Below are 24,309 nucleotides of genomic sequence, written 5' to 3'. Positions count from 1 at the left end.
AATTTACGGGGGTAATCAATTCAGTCTAGCAAAGTGTCATGAAGCGACTTTTTCATCTGTGTGCTCGTATGCTGTGAACGCACAAGCCTCTAAATTTGATGGTTTTTACATCATCTCCAGCGATTGTACTCCTTTGATTTCCATCACCTTGTCGTAAATATTGTGAATTGGCGATCTGCGTGACAACGTCACCTCAACGCTCAGCTCGCATAAGCCGCTCTCTTCATCGCGATTGACCACTGCTATATGCCCGTAGCGAATGTTTTCGCGCTGTAATACCAACAATACGATTGGCACGCTTTTCGGTTTGAGATGGACCAGCAGCGTGTGATGACGGCCAATCAGCCAATGGCTGATGCGACGGAAGGTTTCCAGCACGACCAGCGCCAGCACCGTGCCATAAATGCCGATTTCATACATGCCGCTACCGATGACCAGACCAATCGCCGCGGTGACCCATAAACCGGCGGCGGTGGTAAGGCCTTTCACCACTTGTTTCTGAATGATGATGGTGCCTGCGCCGAGAAAGCCCATACCGCTGACTACCTGCGCCGCAATACGGCTGGGATCGAGCGCCACGTGTTCGCTGGCTAACATGTCGGCAAAGCCATATTTCGAAACCAGCATAAACATTGCACTGCCGATACCCACCAGAATGTGGGTGCGTAAACCCGCCTCTTTGGCGCGCAGCTGGCGTTCCAACCCGATCAGGCCACCGAGAATCCCGGCCAGAGCGATACGAATCAACATATCCGTTAGCATTTATCTCTCCTTAGTCATTGAAAAATGGGAATGTCACAGGAATAAAATGGGGTAAATATCCCAATCAGGATAATTCTGCTTGTAAAGCGTGGAAGAAAATTTTGTAAAAAGCTGTGTCACCCCTCGATCCCTTGCTAAGCCTGACATATGCTGGTGCGACTTTTTCGCTCATCCCCGGAGCCCAACCGATGAAAGCCGCTCTCTTCCTGCTGGCCGGAACGACACTGTTACTTTCTGCCTGCAGCAGCAATAGTGATAACGAACCGCCGCAACAAGCTACTGCCGCACACGTACAACCGCGCGTTATTATGTCATCGATGGCTGAAGTGAATTGCAGTAATGCCGGAGGATCGCTGGCGTTTTCCCGTCAGTTAGACGGTTCACGTATCGGTATGTGCCAGCTGGCGAATGGTCGTCGCTGTGACGAACAGGCGCTGATGGGTGGAAATTGCGCCCGCTAACGCAGGCGCAATGCGATTACGCCGTTACCTGATTGGGACTGGTTTCACCGCGCTCTAGCTGTTGTAGGTTACCGAGCGTAGTTTCTGAAATCGCCGTCAACGCTTCGGCCGTCAGGAAGGCCTGATGACCGGTAAAGAGTACGTTGTGGCACGCTGATAAGCGACGGAAAATATCATCCTGAATCACATCATTCGATTTGTCTTCAAAGAACAAATCGCGCTCGTTTTCATACACATCCATGCCTAGCGAACCAATCTTTTGCTGTTTAAGTGCATCAATGGCTGCCTGTGAGTCAATTAACGCACCGCGGCTAGTGTTGATGATCATCACGCCATCCTTCATTTGGCTGAACGCCTGCGCATTGAGCAAGTGATGGTTTTCCGGCGTCAGCGGACAGTGCAGCGTAATCACATCGGATTCGGCAAACAGCGTTTTGAGATCGACATATTCCGCGCCCAGATCGAGCGCCGCCTGGCTTGGATAGGGATCATACGCCAGCAGGCGCATGCCAAAGCCCCTCAGGATGCGCATCGCCGCAATACCGATTTTGCCGGTGCCGACCACGCCTGCGGTTTTGTTATACATGTTGAAGCCGGTTAAGCCATCCAGCGAAAAATTGGCGTCGCGGGTGCGTTGATAAGCGCGATGAATACGGCGATTGAGCGTCATCATCAGGCCAACGGCATGCTCGGCCACCGCTTCTGGCGAATAAGCCGGTACGCGCACCACGTTTAATCCCAGCGCTTTAGCAGCTGCGAGATCGACGTTATTAAAACCGGCACAGCGCAGCGCGATATGCTTCACGCCCAGCGTCGCCAACTCTTCCAGCACCTCTTTACTGGCATCATCGTTGACGAAAATGCACACCGCATCGCAGCCAGCGGCATTTTTCGCGGTGGCTGGCGATAACAGGAAGTCAAAGAACTGCAGCTCAAATCCAAAGCTGGCATTGACGTGTTCAAGGTACTTCTGGTCGTAGTGCTTGGTGCTGTAAACCGCAACTTTCATTGTTTCGCTCCTGAAAAATGCTACGTCGGTATCATCAAAGGATAACGTTTTCCGCGGCATTTTGCTGGTCTTCAGCCAGACTATATGGCTGAAAACTTCATTTGCGAGACGTAACATGCCATCATTTGGCTCCTCGTCAGGATTGTGTAAAGAACAGGAAAGTTAACTGCATGACGCGTGGCCTTCGCCGAACACTTGCTGCACTACTGGCGCTGATACTGCTGCTATTAGGATTGCTGCTGACACTCACGCAGTGGCTGCCGCGTCTGGTGGGTATCTGGCTGCCAGAAAATACCCGCGTTGAACTCCACGGCACGCCGCGCTGGCAGCAAGGTGCGCTGCATTTTCCTGCGGTGCGCTATCTGGCGGGCGAGTGCGAGCTGGCGAAGGTAAGCGATGCCGCACTCGGCTGGCAGCACAAGCGCTGGCAGCTTAATGCCGAAGACGTGCAGCTCAACAGCGATTGCCTCCAATCGCTGCCGCGAAATGAGACAAACGGTACGCCGCGTAGCCTGGCCGAGTGGCAGAAGATGTTGCCGGGCGCGGATGTGCACTTGCAAACGGTCACCATTTTGCCGTTTCAGCAATATGCTGGTCGTTTTGACCTCACCTTAGATAAAGATGTGCAGCAACTGCACTATCAGGGCGACAATCTCAAGGTTGATGCCCGTTTGCAGGGGCAGCAGATGCATATTGCCCAGCTGCAGCTCACTCATCCTTTACTGCCCCAGCCGCTGAATTTACAGGGTGATGTCACCTTGCCAACCTTTGCCGATGGGTTACCCGTCGCTGGCCAACTGCACGCAGCGGTAAATTTGCTGCAATGGCCGCAGCCACTGGCGTTCACGCTTAACTGGCAACAACAGCAAGGGATGCTAGTAGTCAATCAACAGGGCGACGATCACCCGCTTTTGCAGCTGCCATGGCAGGGTGACGATCGCCAAATCCGTATTACGCAAGGTCAATGGCGCTGGCCGCAAGCCGAGCAGCCGCTATCGGGTGGCGTTACATTAACGCTTGAAAACTGGCAACAAGGGCTGGAAAACACCCAGGTCAGCGGACGATTCAATTTGCTGACGCAAGGGCGCGGTGGCAAAGGAAATCTGGTATTAAGCATCGGCCCCGGCAAACTGAGCCTGACAGAGAGCGCGTTGCCGTTTCAGTTGACGGGTGAGAGTAAGTTCGCCGATCTCCAACTATATGGCAGCATGCCCGGTTTGCTGCATGGCATGCTGACGGATCCGCAGCTCAGCCTGAAGCAAGGAGCACTGCTTCGTTTGCGCGGTCGTTTACTCTCAACATTGGAAGTGGATGAAGCACGCTGGCCGCTGGCCGGTGTTACCGTAGCCACGCGCGGCATTAATGGTCGCCTGCAGGCGATACTCAAGGCGCACGATCCCAACTTTGGTCGTTTCACGCTGCATCTTGATGGCCGCGCCACGGATTTTTGGCCGGACAGCGGCGTATGGAACTGGCGTTATTGGGGAGAGGGCGTGATTGAACCGCTGGCGGCCAAATGGGATGTGAAAGGCACCGGCAGCTGGCGAGACACATTAATCACCCTTAGCACGCTGGATACCGGCTTCGATCAGCTGGCCTATGGCATGGTGCAAGTCGCTAAACCGCGCCTGACGCTCTCTGCACCGGTGCGCTGGCAGCGCGATCCCCAGCATCCCGCCTTTAACGGTGGCTTTACGCTGAAATCCGGCCAAACCCAGTTCAGTTACGGCGGCTGGCTGCCCCCTTCAGAACTCAATTTCGCAGCCAAAGGCAGCGATCCCAGCCAGTTTATCTGGCGCGGTCAGCTGATGGCGGAAGATATCGGCCCGGTACGCGTCCATGGCCGCTGGGATGGGGAACGTTTACGGGGTGAAGCCTGGTGGCCCGCGCAATCGCTGACGGTATTCCAGCCCTTACTCAGCAGCGACCTGAAAATGCGCATTCAGTCAGGTGAATTGCGTGCGCAAGTGGCGTTTTCGGCAGCGAGCGAGCAGGGTTTTGAAGCAGGTGGTCACTGGACGGTAAAAGAGGGCAGCCTGTGGATGCCCGACAGTGAAATCAACGGTATTGATTTCTCGTTACCGTTCCGTTTAAAAGATCATCAGTGGCAGCTTGGCCGACGTGGACCGGTTTCATTACGCATTGCCGAAGTGAAAAACCAGTTTTCACTGCAGAATATTACCGCCGATTTGCAGGGTCATTATCCTTGGCGGGAGCGCCAGCCGCTAACGCTCAGCAATGTGAATCTCGATCTGCTCGGCGGACACGTGAGTATGCCCGAGCTGCGCATGCCGCAGCATCAGCCCGCGCGCGTCTCGCTCAAAGAGATCAACCTGAGCAAGCTGGTGACGGCGATTAAACCGAAGCAGTTTGCTATGTCAGGCAAGGTTAACGGCGAGTTGCCGCTATGGGTGAACAATCCCCATTGGCTGGTGGAAAAGGGCTGGATCGCCAACAGCGGTCCGCTGACGTTCCGCCTGGATAAAGATATGGCCGATGCCATCGTCAGTAATAATTTTGCCGCCGGTGCGGCGCTGGATTGGCTGCGCTATATGGAGATATCGCGTTCATGGGCCACGATCGATTTGGATAATCTTGGCAATCTGACGATGCAATCAGAGGTGAAAGGGACCAGCCAGTTCAGTAATCGCCGTCAGTCCGTCAATCTCAACTACCGTCATCAAGAGAATCTATTCCAGCTGTGGCGCAGCCTGCGTTTTGGCGATAATTTGCAATCCTGGGTGGAGCAAAATGCCACCTTACCCTCGAAGAAGGATCCCCAACCATGAGCCTCAGGTCATTACTGGTGCTGGTGCTACTGCCATTGAGCGGTTGCGTCCCGCGTATTGAAGTCGCCGCGCCGAAAGAGCCGATCACCATCAATATGAACGTCAAAATTGAGCATGAAATTCACATCAAGGTGGATAAAGATGTGGAAGCGCTGCTGAAGAATCAAAGCGGGCTGTTTTGAGGAGAAGCATGATGAAACGCAAGGGGATTGCCCTGATTGCCGCGCTGCTGCTCGTGCCATCGGCCTGGGCGCTAACGCTGGATGAAGCGCGTCAGCAAGGGCGCGTTGGGGAAACGCTGAGCGGTTATGTGGCTGCACGCCAGCAGGACGACGAGACGCTCGCGCTGGTCAAGCGTATTAACGATGGACGGATGCAGCAGTATCAACGTGTCGCTCAGCAAAATAATCTCACTACCAGCGAAGTAGCACGCATCGCCGGCGAAAAATTGGTGAACCGTGCGGGCAGCGGCGAGTATGTGCGCGGTATTAATGGCCAGTGGCTGCGTAAATAGAACGCATAAAAAAGCCGGGCACTCAGGCCCGGCAATGATGGCATGATACCCGTTATTGGCGGGTATTTATGGTTTAATACGGATTATGCAGCCACGATCTGTTTGATGGCGTCTTTCGCATCGTTAGCCGCTTTGGTCGCCACTTCTGGACCATAAGCAATGCCTTCCGCAAACACAAAGTTCACGTCAGTGATACCGATAAAGCCAAGGAACAGCTTCACGTAGGGTGTCAGCAGATCGCTGGCGGTGTCTTTATGGATGCCGCCGCGGCTGGAGAGGATCACTGCACGCTTACCGGTGACCAGACCTACAGGGCCGGCTTCGGTGTAACGGAAGGTCACGCCAGCACGAGCAATCAGGTCAAAGTAGTTTTTCAGCTGCGTTGGAATGTTGAAGTTGTACATCGGTGCCGCGATAACGATAGTGTCATGGGCTTGCAGTTCAGCAATCAGTTCATCGGACAGAGACAGCGCTTCCTGCTGACGCGGAGACAGCGGCGCGTCAGACGGACGCAGTGCGCCAACCAGCTCACCATCCAGTACCGGAATTGGCTGAGCAGCCAGATCGCGAACGGTAACCGAATCACCTTTGCCACGTGCTTCTTCAGCGTAGAAGTCGGCCAGTTGATTTGACTGAGAATAACCAGCCAGAATGCTTGATTTCAGAACTAAAACGTTGCTCATGGTATTTTCCTGTGCGTTACGCGGTTGGCTTACCGCTCAATGCTTTACACTGTACGGAGTAAGCCCGTGCGGTAAAAGCGCAATATTTCGAGCTCGATGTTCGAAATAATTGAATAAGCTCGCACGTCGCGTTCAGGCAGGTTTTCCAGATTGTGCTATGATGCCGACCATTAATTGCTTGAATCCGCCGGGAAAGTGTCCGGTTTGCTGCAACAATAGGTAACTCATCGCTATGTCATCACCCGCACCCACTTCTTTAGCCTCCCTTTGGACGCGGCTCGATAATCTGATGCTGCGTGATGGTCAACGCCTGCGCCGACGTTTGCAAGGTGCGGCGAAGGTAAAAAATCCTGACGCACAGCGGGGCATTGTGGCTGAACTTGAGCCAGAATTTGCCGCTGCCGAGCAGCGTATTGCCCAGCGCACCGCCGCTACGCCGCGCATTACCTTTCCGGAAAACCTGCCGGTCAGTCAGAAACAGCAGGATATTGCCGATGCCATCCGTGAGCATCAGGTAGTGATCGTTGCCGGTGAAACCGGATCGGGTAAAACCACCCAGCTGCCAAAAATTTGTCTGGCGCTCGGTCGCGGCGTAAAAGGGCTGATTGGTCATACTCAGCCGCGTCGTCTGGCGGCACGCACCGTGGCCAATCGCATCGCGGACGAACTGGAAACGTCACTCGGTGGCACCATCGGTTACAAGGTGCGCTTTAACGATCAGGTGAGCGAAACCACTCAGGTTAAGCTGATGACTGACGGTATTTTGCTGGCGGAGATCCAGCAGGATCGCCTGTTGCTGCAATATGACACCATCATTATTGATGAAGCGCACGAACGTAGCCTGAACATCGATTTCCTGCTCGGCTATCTGCGTGAACTGCTGCCGCGTCGTCCCGATTTAAAGGTGATCATCACCTCGGCGACCATCGATCCGCAGCGTTTCTCACGTCACTTCCACAATGCGCCGGTGATTGAAGTTTCTGGACGTACCTATCCGGTAGAGGTGCGCTATCGCCCGATGGTGGAAGACGCTGAGGACACCGATCGCGATCAGCTGCAGGCCATTTTTGATGCGGTGGATGAGCTGGGTCAGGAGAGTCGCGGCGATATCCTGATCTTCATGAGCGGCGAGCGTGAAATTCGTGATACCGCCGATGCGCTGATGAAGCGCGATATCCCGCACACCGAGATTCTGCCGCTGTATGCGCGTTTATCGAATGCCGAGCAAAACCGCGTGTTCCAGTCGCACAGCGGTCGTCGTATTGTGTTGGCCACTAACGTGGCGGAAACCTCGCTGACCGTGCCTGGCATCAAATATGTTATCGATCCCGGCACTGCGCGTATCAGCCGCTACAGCTTCCGCACCAAAGTGCAGCGCCTGCCGATTGAGCCGATTTCCCAGGCCTCCGCCAACCAGCGAAAAGGCCGCTGCGGACGCGTGTCCGAAGGGATCTGTATTCGTCTCTACTCGGAGGATGATTTCCTTAGCCGCCCGGAATTTACCGATCCGGAAATTCTGCGCACCAACCTCGCATCGGTCATTCTGCAGATGACGGCGCTGGGGCTGGGTGATATTGCCGCCTTCCCGTTTGTGGAAGCGCCGGATAAACGCAACATTCAGGATGGCGTGCGCCTGCTGGAAGAGCTCGGTGCCATCACCTTAAGTGAAGACGAAACCTATAAGCTGACGCCTTCGGGTCGCCAGCTGGCACAACTGCCGGTCGATCCGCGCCTGGCGCGCATGGTGTTGGAAGCACAGAAATTTGGCTGCGTGCGTGAAGCGATGATCATCACCGCCGCGCTGTCGATACAGGATCCGCGCGAGCGTCCATCCGACAAACAGCAGGCCTCTGATGAGAAACATCGCCGCTTTGCCGATAAAGAGTCTGATTTTCTTGCCTTCGTGAACCTGTGGAATTACCTGCAGGAGCAGCAAAAAGCGCTCTCCAGCAATCACTTCCGCCGCCTGTGTAAAACCGAATTCCTTAACTATTTGCGCGTGCGCGAATGGCAGGATATCTACACTCAGCTGCGTCAGGTGGTGCGGGAACAAGGCATGCCGGTCAATAGCGAACCCGCGCCTTATCGCGAAGTGCACTGTGCTTTGCTCACCGGCTTGCTGTCGCACATTGGTCAGAAAGACAATGAGAAACAGGAGTTTACTGGCGCTCGCAACGCGCGCTTCTCCATCTTCCCGGGTTCCGGTCTGTTTAAGAAGCCGCCGAAGTGGACCATGGTGGCGGAACTGGTGGAAACCAGCCGCTTGTGGGGGCGCGTTGCCGCGCGTATCGATCCCGAGTGGATCGAGCCGCTGGCGCAGCATCTGATCAAGCGCAGCTACAGTGAACCGCACTGGGAAAAAGCGCAGGGCGCGGTCATGGCGACGGAGAAAGTGACGCTCTATGGCCTGGCGATTGTGCAGGCGCGCAAGGTTAACTACAGCCGTATCGATCCGCAGCTGAGCCGCGAGTTGTTTATCCGTCATGCGCTGGTGGAAGGCGATTGGCAGACGCGCCATGCGTTCTTCCGCAATAACCTGAAACTGCGTAACGAAATTGAAGATCTTGAGCACAAATCACGCCGTCGTGACATCCTGGTTGATGACGAAACGCTGTTCGCTTTCTACGATCGTCGCATTGGCAGCGAGGTGGTATCGGCGCGACATTTCGATAGCTGGTGGAAACAGGCCAGCAAAGAGAATCCGGATCTGCTGAGCTTTGATAAGCAAATGCTGATCAAGGACGGTGCGGATAAAGTCAGCCAGCTCGATTACCCCAACTTCTGGCATCAGGGCAACCTGAAGCTCAAACTGAGCTACCAGTTTGAGCCGGGCGCGGATGCCGATGGCGTGACGGTGCACATTCCGCTGCCGCTGTTGAACCAAATTGAAGACACGGGTTTTGAATGGCAGATTCCGGGCGTGCGCCGTGAACTGGTGATTGCGCTGATTAAATCGTTGCCGAAACCGCTGCGCCGTAATCTGGTACCCGCGCCCAACTATGCTGAAGCATTCCTCGGCCGCGTTACCGCGATGGAGCAGCCGCTGCTGGATGCGCTAGAGCGCGAATTCCGCCGCATGACCGGCGTCACCATCGACCGCGACGCCTGGCAGTGGGATCAGGTGCCCGATCACCTGAAAATGACATTCCGTATCGTTGACGAACATAATCGCAAGCTGCAGGAAGGTAAAAATCTGCATCAGCTCAAGCTGTTGCTGAAGGGCAAAGTGCAAGAAACGCTGTCGAAAGTGGCGGACGATGGCTTAGAGCAGAGCGGTTTGCATATCTGGAGCTTTGGCGACTTACCGCAAAGTTATGAGCAGAAGCGCGGTAGCTATCAGGTTAAAGCCTGGCCTGCGCTGGTCGATGAGAAAGACAGCGTGGCGATCCGTCTGTTTGATAGCGAAGCAGAGCAGCAAAAAATGATGTGGCGCGGTCAGCGTCGTCTGCTGCTGCTGAACATCCCATCACCAACGAAATATTTGCACGAAAAGCTGCCGAACAAAGCCAAGCTTGGTTTGTACTTCAACCCGTATGGCAAAGTGCTGGAGCTGATTGATGACTGCATCGCCTGCGGCGTGGATAAGCTGATGGCGGAGGCGGGCGGTCCGGCGTGGCAGCAGGAGAATTTTGAGCAGCTGCGCGACAAAATACGCGCTGAACTGAATGAAACCGTTGTCACTATCGCCAAACAGGTTGAGCAGATTCTGACGTGCGTATTCAATATCAATAAGTTCCTGAAAGGACGTGTGGATATGTCGCTGGCGCTGGCGCTGGGCGATATCAAAGCGCAGATGAATGGTTTGGTCTACCGCGGTTTTGTGACCGGCAACGGCTGGTCGCATCTGGGCGATACGCTACGTTATTTGCAGGGTATTGAGCGACGCCTGGAGAAACTGCCGGTTGATCCGCATAGCGACCGCGCGCGGATGTTGAAAGTGCAGGCCGTGGAACAAGCATGGCAGGTTTGGCGCAATAAATTGCCACCGCAGCGTCAGGATGATGCCGAAGTGCAGGCGATTCGCTGGATGCTGGAAGAGTTAAGGATTAGCTATTTCGCGCAGCAGCTGGGTACGCCTTATCCCATCTCGGAAAAGCGTATTTTGCAGGCGATGGAGCAGCTGAGTTAAGCGATTCGCATGTGAGGCGGTCGCCATGAATGGCGACCCTACAATGCGGGCATCAATATCACATTAAGGAGAAAAAGGTGGGCAGTGGAGTATAAAGCACCCGCAGCTTACTGCGCCAACTCTTCCAGCTTATCTTTAAACGATGGCACCGCAATCGCGCGGTTATCGGCACGATAACGATCGGCCGGTGCCGGTGCCGAACTCTGCACCGCAATTAACTGCCACTCATCGCCATTTTTCAACAGCAACGGTGAACCGCTGTCGCCCGGCAAGGTATCGCACTGATGCGACAACACCGCACGCTGCGCCCAACCGGTAATCAAACAATCACTGTGTGAATAGAGCGTATCCAGATGATCGGCAGGGTAACCTGCCTGCGTCACTTTGCGCTCGGTGGTCTTCAGCGCGGCGGTTAAATCACCACGTGAGCCGTCAAACAGGGGAATCGGCACAATACCCGACGGCGGGTTATGCAAAATAACCAGCCCATAATCGTAAGGTGCGGCGGCTGGCGGTACGATCCAGCCTTCACCGTCAGCTTGCAATCGGCGTGCTAACGAAGGTTCTACGCGCGCATCAATATCATGAATCTCATAACGCCAACCTTTCGCACTGGCCATAAAGCGCAACGCTACCGGCTTATCAAATTTCCCCGGCGGCGCCAGCAAACAGTGGCCGGCAGTCAATGCCAGATGGGCTGAAATCAAAGTGGCGGTACAAAGATTGCCGCTTTCGGTCTCTAACTGACCGATGGCATCCCAGGGCGCAGCACTTACGTCGCGTATCGCCTGGCGATTATCTTTACCAAAGAACAACGTTTTGATGTCTTCCGGGCTTGGCCCATCTTCATCATCGGCATGTGCTGCGAGGTTGAAACTGAAAAGACCAACAAGAAAAAGGGTAGCCAGGCGCATAGTTCTCTCAATGGCGAGAATAAGTAGAGGTTATTGTCATCACGCTTGAGCGATAACTATAGTCGGTGAGCGATGAAAAAGGGAGAAATATTGGAGTAATCAGCACGCTACAACGACTAGATAAAAAAGCTGGCTGCAACTATGCCACAGAGGATCATCACAATCAGAATAATTTCGAAGCGATAGCGACGCACCATTTTTCGCTACTCCAGTAAATAAACACCCGGCATAACCGGGTGTTGTCAATCGTTAAGGCGGTGTTGGCGCGACAAGGCAACCTTATTTAGCCGCTTTTTTCACTTTGTGGTGCTTTTTAGCAGCCTGCGCTTTCTGCGCAGCAGGTTTAGTTACTTTTTTGTGGTGCTTTTTAGCAGCCTGCGCTTTCTGTGCAGCTGGCTTGGTTGCTTTGTGGTGCTTTTTAGCAGCTTGGGCTTTCTGTGCAGCTGGCTTAGTTGCTTTTTTGTGGTGCTTTTTAGCAGCCTGGGCTTTCTGTGCAGCCGGCTTGGTGGCTTTTTTATGGTGCTTTTTAGCAGCCTGAGCTTTCTGTGCCGCTGGCGCTTTCTTCTCTACTTTTTTGTGCTTCTTAGCAGCCTGCGCTTTCTGAGCAGCAGGTTTCTTATGATGTACTGCTTTGTGTTTCGCTGGAGCAGCAGTAGTCGCTGGAGTTGCAGGAGCAGCTGTAGTCTCAGCAGCGAAAGCAACAGAAGACATACCCATAGCAGCGGCGATCACCAGTGCAAATAATTTTTTCATTGCAAAATCCTCGAACTATTTTTTCATGTGTAGCCCACTGCGGGGCCGGTGAAAACACTATATGAAAAACAATTGAGGCTTTCCGTGAGGCATTGGTATCGGCGTGTAACCGATTGTACAAAGCGGGGTATAGGCGGGAAAAAGGGCGGCCTAATGGCCGCCGCGCAGTTTACGCAGAGAGATAGCGTTGTTCAAGATGTTGGCGGAAATAGTGCGGATTCAGCGCTTCGCCGGTGGCATTGATCAGCAGCTGTTGCGTAGGGAAGCGGCTGCCATGCTGCCAAATGTTTTGCTGTAGCCAATCAAACACAGGCTGCAGCTCACCTTGCTGAATTAACGTCTCGACCTGCGGAATGGCACGCTTCACCGCCTGGAACAGCTGGGCGGCGTACATCGCTCCCAGCGTATACGTTGGGAAATAGCCAAACGCGCCGTCGGTCCAGTGAATGTCCTGCATGCAGCCATCGCGATAGTTACCGCGTGTGTCAATGCCCAGCGATTGCTGCATCTTCTCGTCCCACAGCGCTGGGATATCATCCACTTCAATCTCGCCTTCAATTAACGCGCGCTCAATTTCGTAACGTAAAATCACGTGCGCTGGATAGCTCAGCTCATCCGCATCGACGCGAATAAAGCCCGGCTTCACACGCTGCGTCTGGCGTATAAAGTTTTGCAGCTCCAGCGCCGGCTGATCGCCCATCAGCGCCACCACCTGCGGATGGATGTGCTGCAGGAAGGCTTTGCTACGCCCAAGCTGCATCTCCATAAACAGACTTTGCGATTCATGGATGGCGGTTGAACGCGCCTGAGCGACGGGCTGGCCGCGCCACTGTTGCGGAAGATTTTGCTCGTAACGCGCATGGCCTGTCTCGTGGATCACACCCATCATGGCGCTGAGAAAATCATTCTCGTTATAGCGGGTGGTAATGCGCACATCTTCGGGTACGCCACCGCAGAACGGATGCGCGCTGACATCAAGGCGACCGTGATTAAAATCGAAACCTAACGTCTTCATCACGCTCAGGCCTAATTGCTTCTGCGATTCGATGGCAAAAGGGCCCACTGGCTGAACGATGGACGTTTGCTGCTGTTTTGCAACCGCTTTCTGCAAGAGATCGGGCAACCAGGTTTTCAAGTCACCAAAGGTTTTATCCAGCTGCGCGCTGGTCATGCCGGGTTCAAAAACATCCAGCAGCGCGTCATAGCGCGAAACACCGAGCGCGTCGGCGCGTAACTGCGCCTCTTCACGGCTAAGTTTTACCACTTCCTTTAGATTGACAGAGAAACCTTGCCAATCATTCGCAGGCCGTTGCTGGCGCCATGCATGTTCGCAGCGAGAGCCAGCGAGCGATTTGGCTTCAACCAGCGCTGCCGGTAATAGCGTGGCCTGCTGCCATGCACGCTGCATCTCATTCAGGTTCACTTGCTCAACGTCGTTGAGCGATTCCTGCTGCGCCGCATCGAATAATCCACCGAGACGTTTATCGGTAAGCACTTCGTGCATGAACACGCTCAGCTCAGCCATCGCTTCACCGCGGGCCTGGCTGCCGCCCGGTGGCATGGTGGTCTGCATATCGACACCTGCAATGGCACCTAAGTGACCAAAGCGAGAAAGACGCTGAAATGTGCGGCTAAGTTCTTGATAAGCTGAAGTCACGTAAAAAGCTCCTTATGACGGTAAGCGTGGTGCAATGTCCCGCAAGGGTAGATCAACCGGCCAGCAAAAGCGAACGCTAGCGCCGCCTAACGGGCTGCTCTCGATAGAGACATTTCCCTGCATTGCCAACGCGATAGAGTGCACGATCGCCAGGCCCAAACCGCATCCGCCGGTGGCGCGGTCGCGGCTGGGATCGAGGCGTACGAAAGGTTCGAACACGCGGGCGCGTTCTTCTTGCGGAATGCCCGGGCCATCGTCTTCCACCTGTAAACAGCCAATCGCACCGTCAAACCACAAACTGACGCGCAGCCGTTGTTGCGCATAGCGCAGGGCGTTATTCACCAGGTTATCCAGCACGCGCTCCATCAGGCGGGTATCCGCGCTGCCGACGTTCTGGAGCTGTGGGATGTCGAGTGCGATCTGCGCCTGCGGGTTCATGGTCTGCACATCTTCGATATGCACGCGCAGCCATTGGGCGAGATCAAAGGTCTGCAGATTGAGATCGACGCGCGGACGATCAAGACGCGCATAGGTCAGTAGTTCTTCAATCAAACTCTCCAACTGGCCAACGTCACGATTCAGCGCCGCGGATTCTGCTTCGGTGAGATTATCGCTCATCTCCAGCCGGTAACGCAGGCGCACCAGCGGCGTGCGCAGTTCGTGGGCGATGCCGTCGATCAGCTGCTTCTTACTGGCCACTAGCGTGTTGATATTATCGGCCATTTGGTTGAAGGCCACGCCCAGACTGTGCAGGCTAGAGGTGCTTTCAAAATGGGTGCGTACATCCAGCTCGCCGCGACCAAACCGCTGAGCGGCTTTTTCCAGCCGCTGCATCTCTTGCCAGTGTGGACGCAGCCAGATAAATACCGGCAGCGCCAGCGACATGCCAATAAATGCCAGCAGCGCAATATCCAGAATACGCATCTGGTGCAGATAAAACAGGTAGGGAATAGGGCCAACGGAAAGTACGTAATGGCTGCGCGGAATGTGCTGCAGAAAAGTGTATTGATCGTCGATCGCCACAATTTCCCCGGCGCGCAGGCGCTTCATATCGGCTTCACCCAGCTGATATTTACTCATCGGTTCGATATTCAGGTCGAATGACAGATCGAGATCGAGGCTACGAATGGTTTTACCCCAGTCGCGCGGTGGGATCTCACGCAGTTCGCTGCGCATCAAAAACAGCGAGCTGGCCATGAGATCATTCATTGACTGGCGGCCGGCGCGTTCGGCGGTGAATTTGTACACCAGGCCAACCAGCAGCGTCATCACCAGAAAACAGACGAACAGCAGCAAATAGAACTGAATAAAGAGCTTTCTCATGCGGAACGGGTATCCCAGGCCTGCGGCGCGAACAGATAGCCTTTGTTACGAATCGTTTTGATGCGAAACGGCTCGGTGGCGCTGTCGTATAACTTTTTGCGCAGGCGCGAAATGGCCACATCGATACTGCGATCCATACCGTCGTAACTGACGCCACGCAGGGTTTTCAGCAGCGCGTCGCGATTGAGAATTTGTCCTGCGTGATTGGCCAGTTCCCATAACAGATCGAAATCGGCGGTGGAGAGAATGATATTCTCATCAAATAGCGTAACCTGGCGATTGAGGGAATCGATGGTCAATGAACCGAAGCGCAGTACGCGCTGTGAGCTTTGTATGGCTGGCGTCACTTCGGGTTGACCAACCTGCGCCTGGCGGAGATGTAGGCGCAGACGCGCCAGCAACACCGCCGGTGGCGTTGTTTTCAAAATGTAGTCGTTTGCGCCCATTTCCAGCGACAAAATGTGGTTCATGTCGCTGTCAAGCGAGGTCAGTAGCACAATCGGACCTTGCCAGCTGGCACGGAGATCGCGGCACAATGTCATGCCATCTTTGCCGGGCAGCATGATATCAAGCATCACTAAATCGGGATCGTGCGCAGCAATGGTCGCTTCGGCGCGGTCACCGCGGGTTTCAACAATCACTTCTATATCGTGGCGGCCAAGATAAGCGGCGATCAATTCGCCAACCTCTGGCTCATCTTCCACATAAACGATTTTGTTCATAATTCACTGTGGCGGCTAAGAATGTCAGCAGCATAGCTTTTCCTGGTCCTGAGCTCTACGCTACCGCACGAAATATCCCTACCTTACTGGTATGTATACCGTGAAATGTGCCATTATTAGCGGCGCGTTGTCGCGCAAGGTTCGGAACCGTAACGAAAAATAGGGGGAGTGCGAGGGTGTCTGATAAAGAGCTGGCTTCAGCCGGATACAGTGATCGCATCTGCTTCAATTACAGTGATTTTCTCTCCGCTTCCTGCAAAAAACGCTGGAGCTTTGTTGACGCCATTTACGGCGTAATGCCGATCTTTGGCATGGTGACGCGTAAATCGACGCATAATCTGCAGGCCAGCGACGATCATCTCAAAGATTTAGCATTACAAATCATTTCAACGCAGGTCAGCGATGAGATTAACATCGCGCGTTTAATTACGCTTGCCGAGCAGCAGCACATCAGCCGTTTCGATATTCAGTTACCTTATCCTTTGTCAGCCGAGCAGCTTGACGCTATTCATCAGGAATACCGTAAGCCGCTTAACCTGACACAGCAGGATGACCTGCTGTGCGTTTCAATTCCCATCCAACCGCATTAATTCGTCAGCTGCCAGGTAGCGGGCAGAGCGGCTGCAATCAATAATACGATCGCGATGCGTTCCAGCTGTGACAATACCTTGTCGCCACGGCCACCGCGTCGTGCATACAGGAACAGCATCAGACCAGGCGCATACAGCACCACAGAAAGTAAGAGATGCAGCGGGCCCGATGCATATAGCAACCATATACCATACGCGCTGGCGCCAAGACCGGTGAACATCGCCAGCGGCCTGTTCTGGCCGCGCACCATTTTAATTAAGTAGAGACCAACCAACAGATAAGGCACCAGAATCATTTCCGAGGCGATGGTAAGTAGCGTGTTGTAATCTGCACCGGTAGCGGCAATCAAGATCAGGCAAACCTGCACGCTGCCATTTGTCAGCCATAGCGAGGCAGACGGCGAATTGTGACGATTCTGACGTGCGATGCTGCGTGGAAACGCACCCTGCTGTGCCGCCAGGAACGGCACTTCGGCCGCCATTATCGTCCAGCTCAGATAAGCGCCGCATACCGAGATAATTAAACCGACCGCAATTACCGCATCCCCCCAATGCCCCAGCAGATGCTTCATCAGGCCGGCCATCGACGGATTGCGCATTTGCGCCAGTTCGGCGCGCGGTATCACGCCCAGCGACAGCAGCGTCACCAGTAAATAAACCAGTAGCGCGGCAATCACCGCCATTAGCGTGGCGCGACCCACATCTTTTTTATTGCGCGCGCGCGCGGATACTACCACCGCACCTTCAACCCCAATAAACACCCACAGTGTGATCAGCATGGTTTGCTTCACCTGCTGCCAAAGCGGCTGACCGAGTTCTACGCCGCTAAAATCAAAGCGGAAGCGATCGTAATTAAATGCCAGCAATGCCAATACCACGAACAGCAATAACGGCACTAATTTTCCTAATGTCGCGAGCAGGTTAATGCTGGCCGCAGTCTGTACACCGCGCAATACCAGACAATGCACCAGCCATAGCAGCACAGAGGCGCCGAGCATGGCCTGCCACGTATTTCCATCGCCGAATACCACGCGATCGGGGGTATCGGTAAAGAAACTTAGCGCGGAGAAGACGATCACCAGATAGGAGACGTTAGCGATTACCGCACACAGCCAATATCCCCACGCTGAGCAAAAGCCCATCAGCTCGCCAAAACCCGCGCGTGCGTAGGTAAAAATACCGCCATCCAGTTCAGGTTTCAGCCGCGTGAGTAATAGCATGGCAAGCGACAGGAAGATGATGCCAACGCCGGTGATGAGCCAGCCGATCAGCAGTGCTGCCGGGCCCGCAACCGCAGCCATATTTTGCGGCAAGCTGAAAACGCCAGCGCCGAGCATTGAGCTGAGTACCAACGCGGTGAGCGCGCTAAGACCTAATTTTTTATCCAAAACGCCCATCCTAAGCAGCAGAGTATGCTGGGTGGTGGTCATTCCGTTGGCGTGTTGCAGGGTGTTTTGCCAACTTTAGAACGGAATCACCTGAAAACAGGCGGCAGATTTTACGGAGAGCAGGCAGGTAAGGCAATGCAAGAATATGCAAATCTGCGCAGAGATTATGCAAACGACAGAGAAGGGCGACAGACGTCGCCCTTGAGAGAAATTACTTGAAGAGATCGGCGGTGACGGTGAGGTTGCCACCGCTCTGGTTCTGCCATTGACGTGTGATGTGATAGTACTTCGCACCTTTCTCAACGGCACGTTTGCCAACCGCTTCAGATATTTCAGTTGGTGTACCGAAGTGATCGGAGAAAGTAATGGTATCGAACGGCTGCATCTGAGCAGCGGTAATAGCATTAACTTCCTGTACGCTGCGACCATCCGCGGTTTTCACCGTATAACGTTGACCGGTTGAACTTTGGGTTTCGAAGAAACGACCCACATTACGGCTCGGCGTCTCAGAAGAGGCGACTCCCGGGATTGCCACTTTCGTCGCTGCGGTGCCACCGGCGGCCAACGCGGCTTTACCGGCTTCTGAATCAGCAGGGATGGAGTCTGATGTGTTTTGCACCTTACGCTCTGGCGCATCGGCTTTATACACATAAGCGGTGACGTACTGATTGCCGCCGTTATTGGCATCAACCTGACGCACAATAAAGAACGAGGCCGCGCCCTTATTTTTCGCCGCTTTACCAATTGCTTCGTTCACATCCGGCTGGCTAGAGAAGAATCCGTTGACCGACACAGTATCGTAAGGCTCAAGGCGATAGGCTTCTGCTTTCGGCAGCTCTTTCACGCCTGAGAAGCTGCGGTATTTGGTTGAGTCATCCGCTTTCGGCGCATTGGCTTTGTACAGATCAGCCGTTACGCGCCAGTTACCGCCATTACCGTTGCTGTCATTGATACCCTGAACATAGAAAGAGTCTGCGCCTTTGGCATCGGCTTGTTTAGAGATGGCATCTGTTGCATCGCCAATGGCATTGAAACGACCGCTGATATTAATACGTTCGAATGGTTTCAACGCGGCCGCTTGATCTGGCGTTAACTCTTTAGCAGCGAAAGCATTTGCTGCCAGCAGTGATAACAAGGTAGACGCCAGAATAGTGTTCTTCAGCTTCATAAAAATGATCCTTCGCCTTACGCAAAATGAGTACGAAAACGTGCTGGACTCTTGATGTATAACAGATTAGCCGCTGATTATTGCATGTAATAATCAGCCTGTCTCAGCCAATTTATACGCATCAGATTGACAATAACGGCACCTTATTCGCTGGCCTGTCATTTATTGTTGTTAAGCCCCTTTTTTGCACAGATAACCACTTAATCTGGTAACACTTAGTGCTAATACAGTTAATGTATTGTTAAATAAAGGTTTTTAAAAACACTTAATTCGACATGACACGATTTTACGCAGCAGAATATTTTTTAATACGTTCCAAATGCAGTGGCAAACCATGGCATTCATTCTTTGCGTCTGAATATTTGTGTGAATGTCATAAGTGCGCGTTATCGCTGTGGATCACTCTTCACATTTTCAGTAGGTTATAAAGACTTTGTTACATTGTGCATTTTGCTCATAAAAAGCTGAAACACTGTTTCGGCTTTTGAGCTTTTGCCACTTACAGAACTCCATCCTTTAATTATTGAAAGGAAACAGTATGTTAATTGGAATACCCAAAGAACGGTTAGCCAATGAGTCACGCGTGGCCGCCACGCCAAAGACCGTTGAGCAACTGATCAAGCTGGGATTCAGCGTAACCGTTGAACAAAATGCCGGCCTGCGCGCCAGTTTTGATGATGAGAGCTTCATAGCTGCCGGTGCCACCCTCACCAATGGCACCGATGTGTGGCAGTCCGACATCGTATTAAAAGTCAATGCGCCAGACGATCAGGAGATCGAACTGACTCGTGCGGGCAGTACGCTAGTGAGCTTTATCTGGCCGGCGCAAAATCCTGCACTGCTGGAAAAACTGGCTGCGCGAAACGTTACCGTGATGGCAATGGATTCAGTGCCGCGTATTTCACGCGCGCAGGCGCTTGATGCACTCAGCTCAATGGCGAACATCGCAGGTTATCGCGCCATCGTTGAAGCGGCCCACGAATTCGGTCGCTTCTTCACCGGCCAAATCACTGCGGCAGGTAAAGTACCGCCAGCTAAAGTGATGATCATCGGTGCGGGCGTGGCTGGTCTGGCTGCCATCGGTGCAGCGGGGAGCCTGGGTGCCATTGTGCGTGCTTTCGATACGCGTCCGGAGGTAAAAGAGCAGGTGCAAAGTATGGGCGCCGAGTTCCTTGAGCTGGACTTCGAAGAAGAAGCGGGTAGCGGCGACGGTTATGCCAAAGTGATGTCTGAAGCCTTTATCAAGGCGGAGATGGAACTGTTCGCGGCGCAGGCGAAAGAAGTCGATATTATTGTCACCACCGCGCTAATTCCAGGACGTCCAGCACCAAAGCTGATTACCGCAGAAATGGTGGCCAGTATGAAACCAGGCAGCGTGATTGTCGATCTGGCCGCGCAAACCGGCGGTAACTGTGAATTGACCGTTGCCGATCAGGTGACGCTAACCAGCAATGGCGTGAAGATTATCGGCTATACCGATTTGCCCAGCCGTTTGCCAACGCAATCCTCCCAGTTGTACGGCACCAACCTCGTCAACCTACTGAAATTATTGTGTAAAGAGAAAAACGGCGAAATCACCGTTGATTTTGAAGACGTGGTAGTGCGCGGCGTGACGGTGATTCGTGATGGCGAAGTCACCTGGCCGGCGCCGCCGATTCAGGTTTCGGCGGCGCCAAAAGCGCAACCAGCTGCACAACCGCTGCCGAAGGAAGAAGCCAAACCGGTTTCACCGTGGCGCAAGTATCTGCTACTGGCGCTGGCAGTGGTGCTGTTTGCCTGCCTGGCGAATGTGGCGCCGCCTGACTTCTTGTCACACTTCACCGTCTTTGCGCTCTCATGCGTGGTTGGCTATTACGTGGTGTGGAACGTAAGTCACGCTTTACACACGCCGTTGATGGCCGTCACCAACGCCATTTCCGGCATTATTGTGGTGGGTGCGGTGCTGCAGATGGGTCATGGCGGATGGGTAACATTCCTGTCCTTTATTGCCGTGCTGATTGCCAGCATCAATATTTTCGGTGGTTTCACCGTCACCCAGCGCATGCTGAAAATGTTTCGTAAGAATTAAGGGGTAGCAACATGTCTGGCGGATTAGTTACTGCAGCATATATTGTTGCCGCGATTCTGTTTATTTGCAGCCTTGCGGGTCTCTCGAAGCACGAGACCTCTAAGCAGGGTAATATTTTTGGCATGAGCGGCATGGCGATTGCGCTGCTCGCAACTATTTTTGGCCCTCATACCGGTAACATTGCCTGGATTATCGTGGCGATGGTCATCGGTGGTGCGATTGGTTTGCGTCTGGCGAAGAAAGTCGAAATGACTGAAATGCCTGAGCTGGTGGCCATTCTACACAGCTTTGTCGGTTTGGCTGCGGTGTTGGTGGGCTTTAATAGCTACATCGATCACGCACCGGGCCTGGCGCCCGTGATGGAAAATATCCATCTCACCGAGGTGTTTCTTGGCATCTTCATCGGTGCCGTGACCTTTACCGGTTCGCTGGTGGCATTTGGCAAACTGCGCGGGAAGATCTCCTCTTCAGCGCTGATGTTACCGCATCGCCATAAGATGAACCTCGCCGCGCTGGTGGTCTCTTTCCTGCTGATGCTGTGGTTTGTGCAGACCAATAGCACCGGTGCTCAAGTGTTCGCGCTGCTGCTAATGACCCTCATTGCGCTGGTATTTGGCTGGCATTTGGTGGCTTCGATTGGCGGTGCCGATATGCCGGTTGTTGTCTCCATGCTCAACTCTTACTCGGGTTGGGCGGCGGCGGCGGCAGGCTTCATGCTGAGCAACGACTTGCTGATCGTGACCGGTGCGCTGGTGGGTTCTTCGGGGGCCATCCTCTCATACATCATGTGTAAAGCGATGAATCGTTCATTTATCAGCGTGATTGCAGGTGGTTTTGGCACTGATGTAAGTGTGGGTGGTGAAAGCGAAGAAGCGGGTGAACACCGTGAAATCACTGCAGAAGAAACGGCTGAAATGCTAAAGGCCTCCTCTTCGGTGATCATCACCCCGGGTTATGGTATGGCAGTGGCGCAGGCGCAGTATCCAGTTGCTGAAATTACTGAGAAGCTGCGCGCGCGCGGCATCAAAGTTCGCTTTGGTATTCACCCGGTTGCCGGTCGTCTGCCTGGCCACATGAACGTTCTGCTGGCGGAAGCTAAAGTGCCGTACGATGTGGTGCTGGAAATGGACGAAATAAACGATGACTTTAGCGACACTGATACTGTTTTAGTGATCGGCGCGAACGACACCGTCAACCCGGCAGCGCTGGAAGATCCTCGCAGCCCAATTGCTGGCATGCCAGTGCTGGAAGTGTGGAAAGCGCAGAACGTCATTGTGTTTAAACGCTCAATGAGCACGGGATATGCCGGCGTGCAAAATCCACTGTTCTTTAAAGATAATACGCAGATGTTGTTTGGTGACGCCAAAGCCAGCGTAGAAGGTATTCTGCGGGCGCTGTAATAAAGCAGGGCGGTGATGTGAGTCACCGCCCTGAACGTAATAACCAAGGCGGCCATTGTGGACCGCCCTGGTTTAATTAATCGTCTTCATCTTCTTCATCATCGTACTCAATCGGCGATTTGAAATCGTCCGGCTTGATCGCCAGCAAATCACAGCGCAAATGATCGATAACCTGTTCAGCCGTGTTACCGAGGAACGCCGCAGAAAGACCGGTGCGACCAATGGTGCCCAACACCACGATGCCGGCATCAAGATGCGATGCGATATCCGGAATCACCTCCTCAGGTAAGCCTTTCGCCACGTGGGTGAACTCTTCACTGATGGAGAACTTTTGGCGTAGCGCTTTCATGGCCACCAAGTGCTGGCCACGAATGGCGTCGTTGTAGACGCTGGGATCAAAGTCCGGTAATTCGATGGCAATATTAATGGGGGTAATCGGGTAGGCGCCCACTAAATGCACTTCAGTGTGATTTACCATCTCGGCGAGCAGTGTGGTTTCACGAATCAGTTTCTGGTTGAGTTCGTCATGATGCGGTTCTTCGCTCGCCAGATTAACCGCCACCACGGCTTTACCACCCTCAGGCCAGGCCTGATCTTTTACCATCCACACCGGGCAAGGGCATTTACGCAGTAGATGCCAATCCGTAGGCGTGAAAATTACCGCTTCCAGGCGGTCGTGCTGGTGTGCCATTTTCAGCACCAAATCGTGCTGATGCGCCAGAATTTCCTGAATGATGGCTTCGTAAGGCCGGTTATGCCAAACCACCTTGATCTCAATTTCCACCCCGGCTTCCAGATACGCGTGAGCCTGCTGGCGAATCCACTCCGTGCGTTGGCTGATCACTCCCTTGCGCATGTTTGAGCGCTCATCGGGTGACAGTAACGTCGTCATTTCGTAGGAGAAGTCGTAGATAGGCAGGAAAGCTTTGATTTTTCCGCCAATACGTTGATTCAGATAAACCGCACGGCGCAGCGCGGGCTGGTCATCCTGTTGGGGATCAATAGCGACCAGAATATTTTGGTACCGGGACATAAGCCGATCTCCTAAACCAAAGCAAGTTGGATTAAAGATAGCCTAAGTTTGTGCAGGGCAGAAGAGGAAAAGTTGTTGCCGGATCAATAAAATAACTTTTACTGACCCGGCAAAGAATCATGCGGCTTGTTCAGTCTGGCCCGCTAATTCTGCCAGTAAAGCATGGTTCTCAATGGTGATATATTTGCCTTTTACGGCCAACATGCCACTTTTCTGGAAGCGACCGAGCAGACGGCTGATGGTTTCTACGGTTAGTCCCAGGTAGTTACCAATGTCGCCGCGCGTCATAGTGAGGCGGAACTCACGTTGGGAGAAGCCACGTTGACCAAAACGACGGGACAAATTCCACACGAAAGCGGCCAGGCGCTCTTCCGCATTTTTCTTCGACAGCAACAGAATCATATCCTGATCGCCTTTAATTTCACCGCTCATCAGACGCATCATCTGCTGACGCAGCGCAGGCATTTTACCGGAAAGATCGTCCAGCGTTTCGAAGGGGATTTCACATACCATCGCCGTTTCCAGCGCCTGAGCAAAGCTCGGATGTTTCGCACCGACAATGGCGTCAAAACCGACCAAATCACCCGCCAGATGGAAGCCAGTAATTTGCTCATCACCTTGCTCGGTGATGGTGTAGCTTTTGATGGTGCCGGAACGGATAGCGTAAAGGGATTTCAGTTCATCACCGGCTTTGAACAGCGTCTGGCCTTTCTGAATGGGCTTTTTGCGTTCAATAATATTATCCAGCTGATCCAGTTCGTGCTCGTTCAGCGTGAAAGGAATACACAATTGACTGATGCTGCAATCCTGGCAATGAATGGCACAACCGCCAGACTGAATACGTCGTATGCTGCGTTTTTCCGGGATCATATAATTTCGCTCGATGATTATTGACTGTGGTCAATTTTAACATTTTTCTAAGCGAAGGGAACTCATCCGAGCAGTA

20 protein-coding genes are annotated in these 24,309 nt (G+C 53.5%); 8 read left to right on the top strand and 12 right to left on the bottom strand.

Annotation, left to right across the window (positions count from 1 at the left end; genetic code table 11):
• Positions 1–105 precede the first annotated feature (105 nt).
• Positions 106–762 (bottom strand): MgtC/SapB family protein, encoded by a 657-nt coding sequence (locus AAGR08_RS09750; protein WP_097097415.1) that lies wholly within the window; start codon positions 760–762, stop codon positions 106–108.
• 188 nt (positions 763–950) lie between these two features.
• Here AAGR08_RS09750 and AAGR08_RS09745 point away from each other — a divergent pair, with 188 nt between their 5' ends.
• Positions 951–1,223, top strand: coding sequence for a DUF333 domain-containing protein (locus AAGR08_RS09745; protein ID WP_097097414.1), 273 nt, complete (start codon positions 951–953; stop codon positions 1,221–1,223).
• A gap of 16 nt (positions 1,224–1,239) precedes the next feature.
• Here AAGR08_RS09745 and AAGR08_RS09740 read toward each other — a convergent pair whose 3' ends face one another.
• Positions 1,240–2,232, bottom strand: coding sequence for a 2-hydroxyacid dehydrogenase (locus AAGR08_RS09740; protein ID WP_345829825.1), 993 nt, complete (start codon positions 2,230–2,232; stop codon positions 1,240–1,242).
• A 170-nt stretch (positions 2,233–2,402) separates the two neighbouring features.
• Here AAGR08_RS09740 and AAGR08_RS09735 point away from each other — a divergent pair, with 170 nt between their 5' ends.
• From AAGR08_RS09735 to AAGR08_RS09725, 3 genes are read left to right on the top strand one after another with little or no spacing between them, the layout of a single operon-like run.
• Entirely contained in the window at positions 2,403–5,021 is a 2,619-nt protein-coding gene (locus AAGR08_RS09735; protein ID WP_097097413.1) for a YdbH family protein, read from the top strand.
• Positions 5,018–5,203 carry a YnbE family lipoprotein gene (locus AAGR08_RS09730; protein ID WP_345829823.1) on the top strand — a complete coding sequence of 62 codons (186 nt, stop codon included), beginning with the start codon at positions 5,018–5,020 and terminating at the stop codon, positions 5,201–5,203. Before AAGR08_RS09735 ends, AAGR08_RS09730 begins: the two co-directional genes overlap by 4 nt.
• A gap of 11 nt (positions 5,204–5,214) precedes the next feature.
• The gene (locus tag AAGR08_RS09725) at positions 5,215–5,535 is read left to right on the top strand and encodes a YdbL family protein (RefSeq protein ID WP_097097411.1); all 321 of its coding nucleotides are present in this window, start codon (positions 5,215–5,217) and stop codon (positions 5,533–5,535) included.
• An 83-nt stretch (positions 5,536–5,618) separates the two neighbouring features.
• On the opposite strand, the gene azoR is transcribed toward AAGR08_RS09725, so the two are convergent.
• Entirely contained in the window at positions 5,619–6,218 is a 600-nt protein-coding gene (gene azoR, locus AAGR08_RS09720) for an FMN-dependent NADH-azoreductase (protein WP_345829822.1), read from the bottom strand.
• A 232-nt stretch (positions 6,219–6,450) separates the two neighbouring features.
• Between azoR and hrpA the strand changes: the two genes are divergently transcribed.
• Positions 6,451–10,347, top strand: coding sequence for an ATP-dependent RNA helicase HrpA (hrpA, locus tag AAGR08_RS09715; RefSeq protein WP_345829820.1), 3,897 nt, complete (start codon positions 6,451–6,453; stop codon positions 10,345–10,347).
• A gap of 107 nt (positions 10,348–10,454) precedes the next feature.
• Here hrpA and AAGR08_RS09710 read toward each other — a convergent pair whose 3' ends face one another.
• From AAGR08_RS09710 to rstA, 5 genes are all read right to left on the bottom strand, one after another.
• Entirely contained in the window at positions 10,455–11,261 is an 807-nt protein-coding gene (locus AAGR08_RS09710) for a serine protease (protein ID WP_097097408.1), read from the bottom strand.
• Positions 11,262–11,540: 279 nt separating this feature from the next.
• Positions 11,541–12,014 carry an acid resistance repetitive basic protein Asr gene (asr, locus tag AAGR08_RS09705; protein ID WP_097097407.1) on the bottom strand — a complete coding sequence of 158 codons (474 nt, stop codon included), beginning with the start codon at positions 12,012–12,014 and terminating at the stop codon, positions 11,541–11,543.
• A 169-nt stretch (positions 12,015–12,183) separates the two neighbouring features.
• Positions 12,184–13,671, bottom strand: a complete 1,488-nt coding sequence (locus AAGR08_RS09700) for a carboxypeptidase M32 (RefSeq protein WP_345829817.1) — start codon at positions 13,669–13,671, stop codon at positions 12,184–12,186.
• Between the two features lie 12 nt (positions 13,672–13,683).
• Positions 13,684–14,994 (bottom strand): two-component system sensor histidine kinase RstB, encoded by a 1,311-nt coding sequence (gene rstB, locus AAGR08_RS09695; protein ID WP_097097405.1) that lies wholly within the window; start codon positions 14,992–14,994, stop codon positions 13,684–13,686.
• Complete coding sequence (gene rstA, locus AAGR08_RS09690) at positions 14,991–15,716, bottom strand: two-component system response regulator RstA (RefSeq protein ID WP_097097404.1); 726 nt, start codon at positions 15,714–15,716, stop codon at positions 14,991–14,993. Before rstA ends, rstB begins: the two co-directional genes overlap by 4 nt.
• Before the next feature lie 176 nt (positions 15,717–15,892).
• Between rstA and AAGR08_RS09685 the strand changes: the two genes are divergently transcribed.
• Positions 15,893–16,306, top strand: coding sequence for a hypothetical protein (locus tag AAGR08_RS09685; protein WP_097097403.1), 414 nt, complete (start codon positions 15,893–15,895; stop codon positions 16,304–16,306).
• Here AAGR08_RS09685 and AAGR08_RS09680 read toward each other — a convergent pair.
• Together AAGR08_RS09680 and ydgH are read right to left on the bottom strand one after the other, a co-directional pair.
• Positions 16,303–17,694 carry an amino acid permease gene (locus tag AAGR08_RS09680; RefSeq protein ID WP_345829814.1) on the bottom strand — a complete coding sequence of 464 codons (1,392 nt, stop codon included), beginning with the start codon at positions 17,692–17,694 and terminating at the stop codon, positions 16,303–16,305. The two genes, AAGR08_RS09685 and AAGR08_RS09680, sit on opposite strands and share 4 nt — an antisense overlap.
• A 211-nt stretch (positions 17,695–17,905) precedes the next feature.
• Positions 17,906–18,862 (bottom strand): DUF1471 family protein YdgH, encoded by a 957-nt coding sequence (ydgH, locus tag AAGR08_RS09675; RefSeq protein WP_097097402.1) that lies wholly within the window; start codon positions 18,860–18,862, stop codon positions 17,906–17,908.
• 538 nt (positions 18,863–19,400) lie between these two features.
• On the opposite strand from ydgH, the gene pntA reads away from it, so the two are divergent.
• Together pntA and pntB are read left to right on the top strand one after the other, a co-directional pair.
• Positions 19,401–20,930, top strand: a complete 1,530-nt coding sequence (pntA, locus tag AAGR08_RS09670) for a Re/Si-specific NAD(P)(+) transhydrogenase subunit alpha (RefSeq protein WP_345829812.1) — start codon at positions 19,401–19,403, stop codon at positions 20,928–20,930.
• Between the two features lie 11 nt (positions 20,931–20,941).
• On the top strand, positions 20,942–22,330 hold the full coding sequence (pntB, locus tag AAGR08_RS09665; RefSeq protein ID WP_345829811.1) for a Re/Si-specific NAD(P)(+) transhydrogenase subunit beta: 1,389 nt from the start codon (positions 20,942–20,944) through the stop codon (positions 22,328–22,330).
• 76 nt (positions 22,331–22,406) lie between these two features.
• Here the strand turns inward: pntB and uspE are convergent, their stop codons facing one another.
• Together uspE and AAGR08_RS09655 are read right to left on the bottom strand one after the other, a co-directional pair.
• Positions 22,407–23,363 (bottom strand): universal stress protein UspE, encoded by a 957-nt coding sequence (uspE, locus tag AAGR08_RS09660; protein WP_099686945.1) that lies wholly within the window; start codon positions 23,361–23,363, stop codon positions 22,407–22,409.
• 117 nt (positions 23,364–23,480) lie between these two features.
• Positions 23,481–24,233 carry an FNR family transcription factor gene (locus AAGR08_RS09655; RefSeq protein ID WP_097097399.1) on the bottom strand — a complete coding sequence of 251 codons (753 nt, stop codon included), beginning with the start codon at positions 24,231–24,233 and terminating at the stop codon, positions 23,481–23,483.
• Positions 24,234–24,309 lie beyond the last annotated feature (76 nt).

It is taken from the genome of Pantoea sp. BRR-3P (genome assembly GCF_039621635.1).
Taxonomy (GTDB): Bacteria; Pseudomonadota; Gammaproteobacteria; order Enterobacterales; family Enterobacteriaceae; genus Pantoea; species Pantoea floridensis.
The sequence above is the reverse complement of the archived record's forward strand: the minus strand, read 5'-3'. Positions and strand labels throughout refer to the sequence as shown.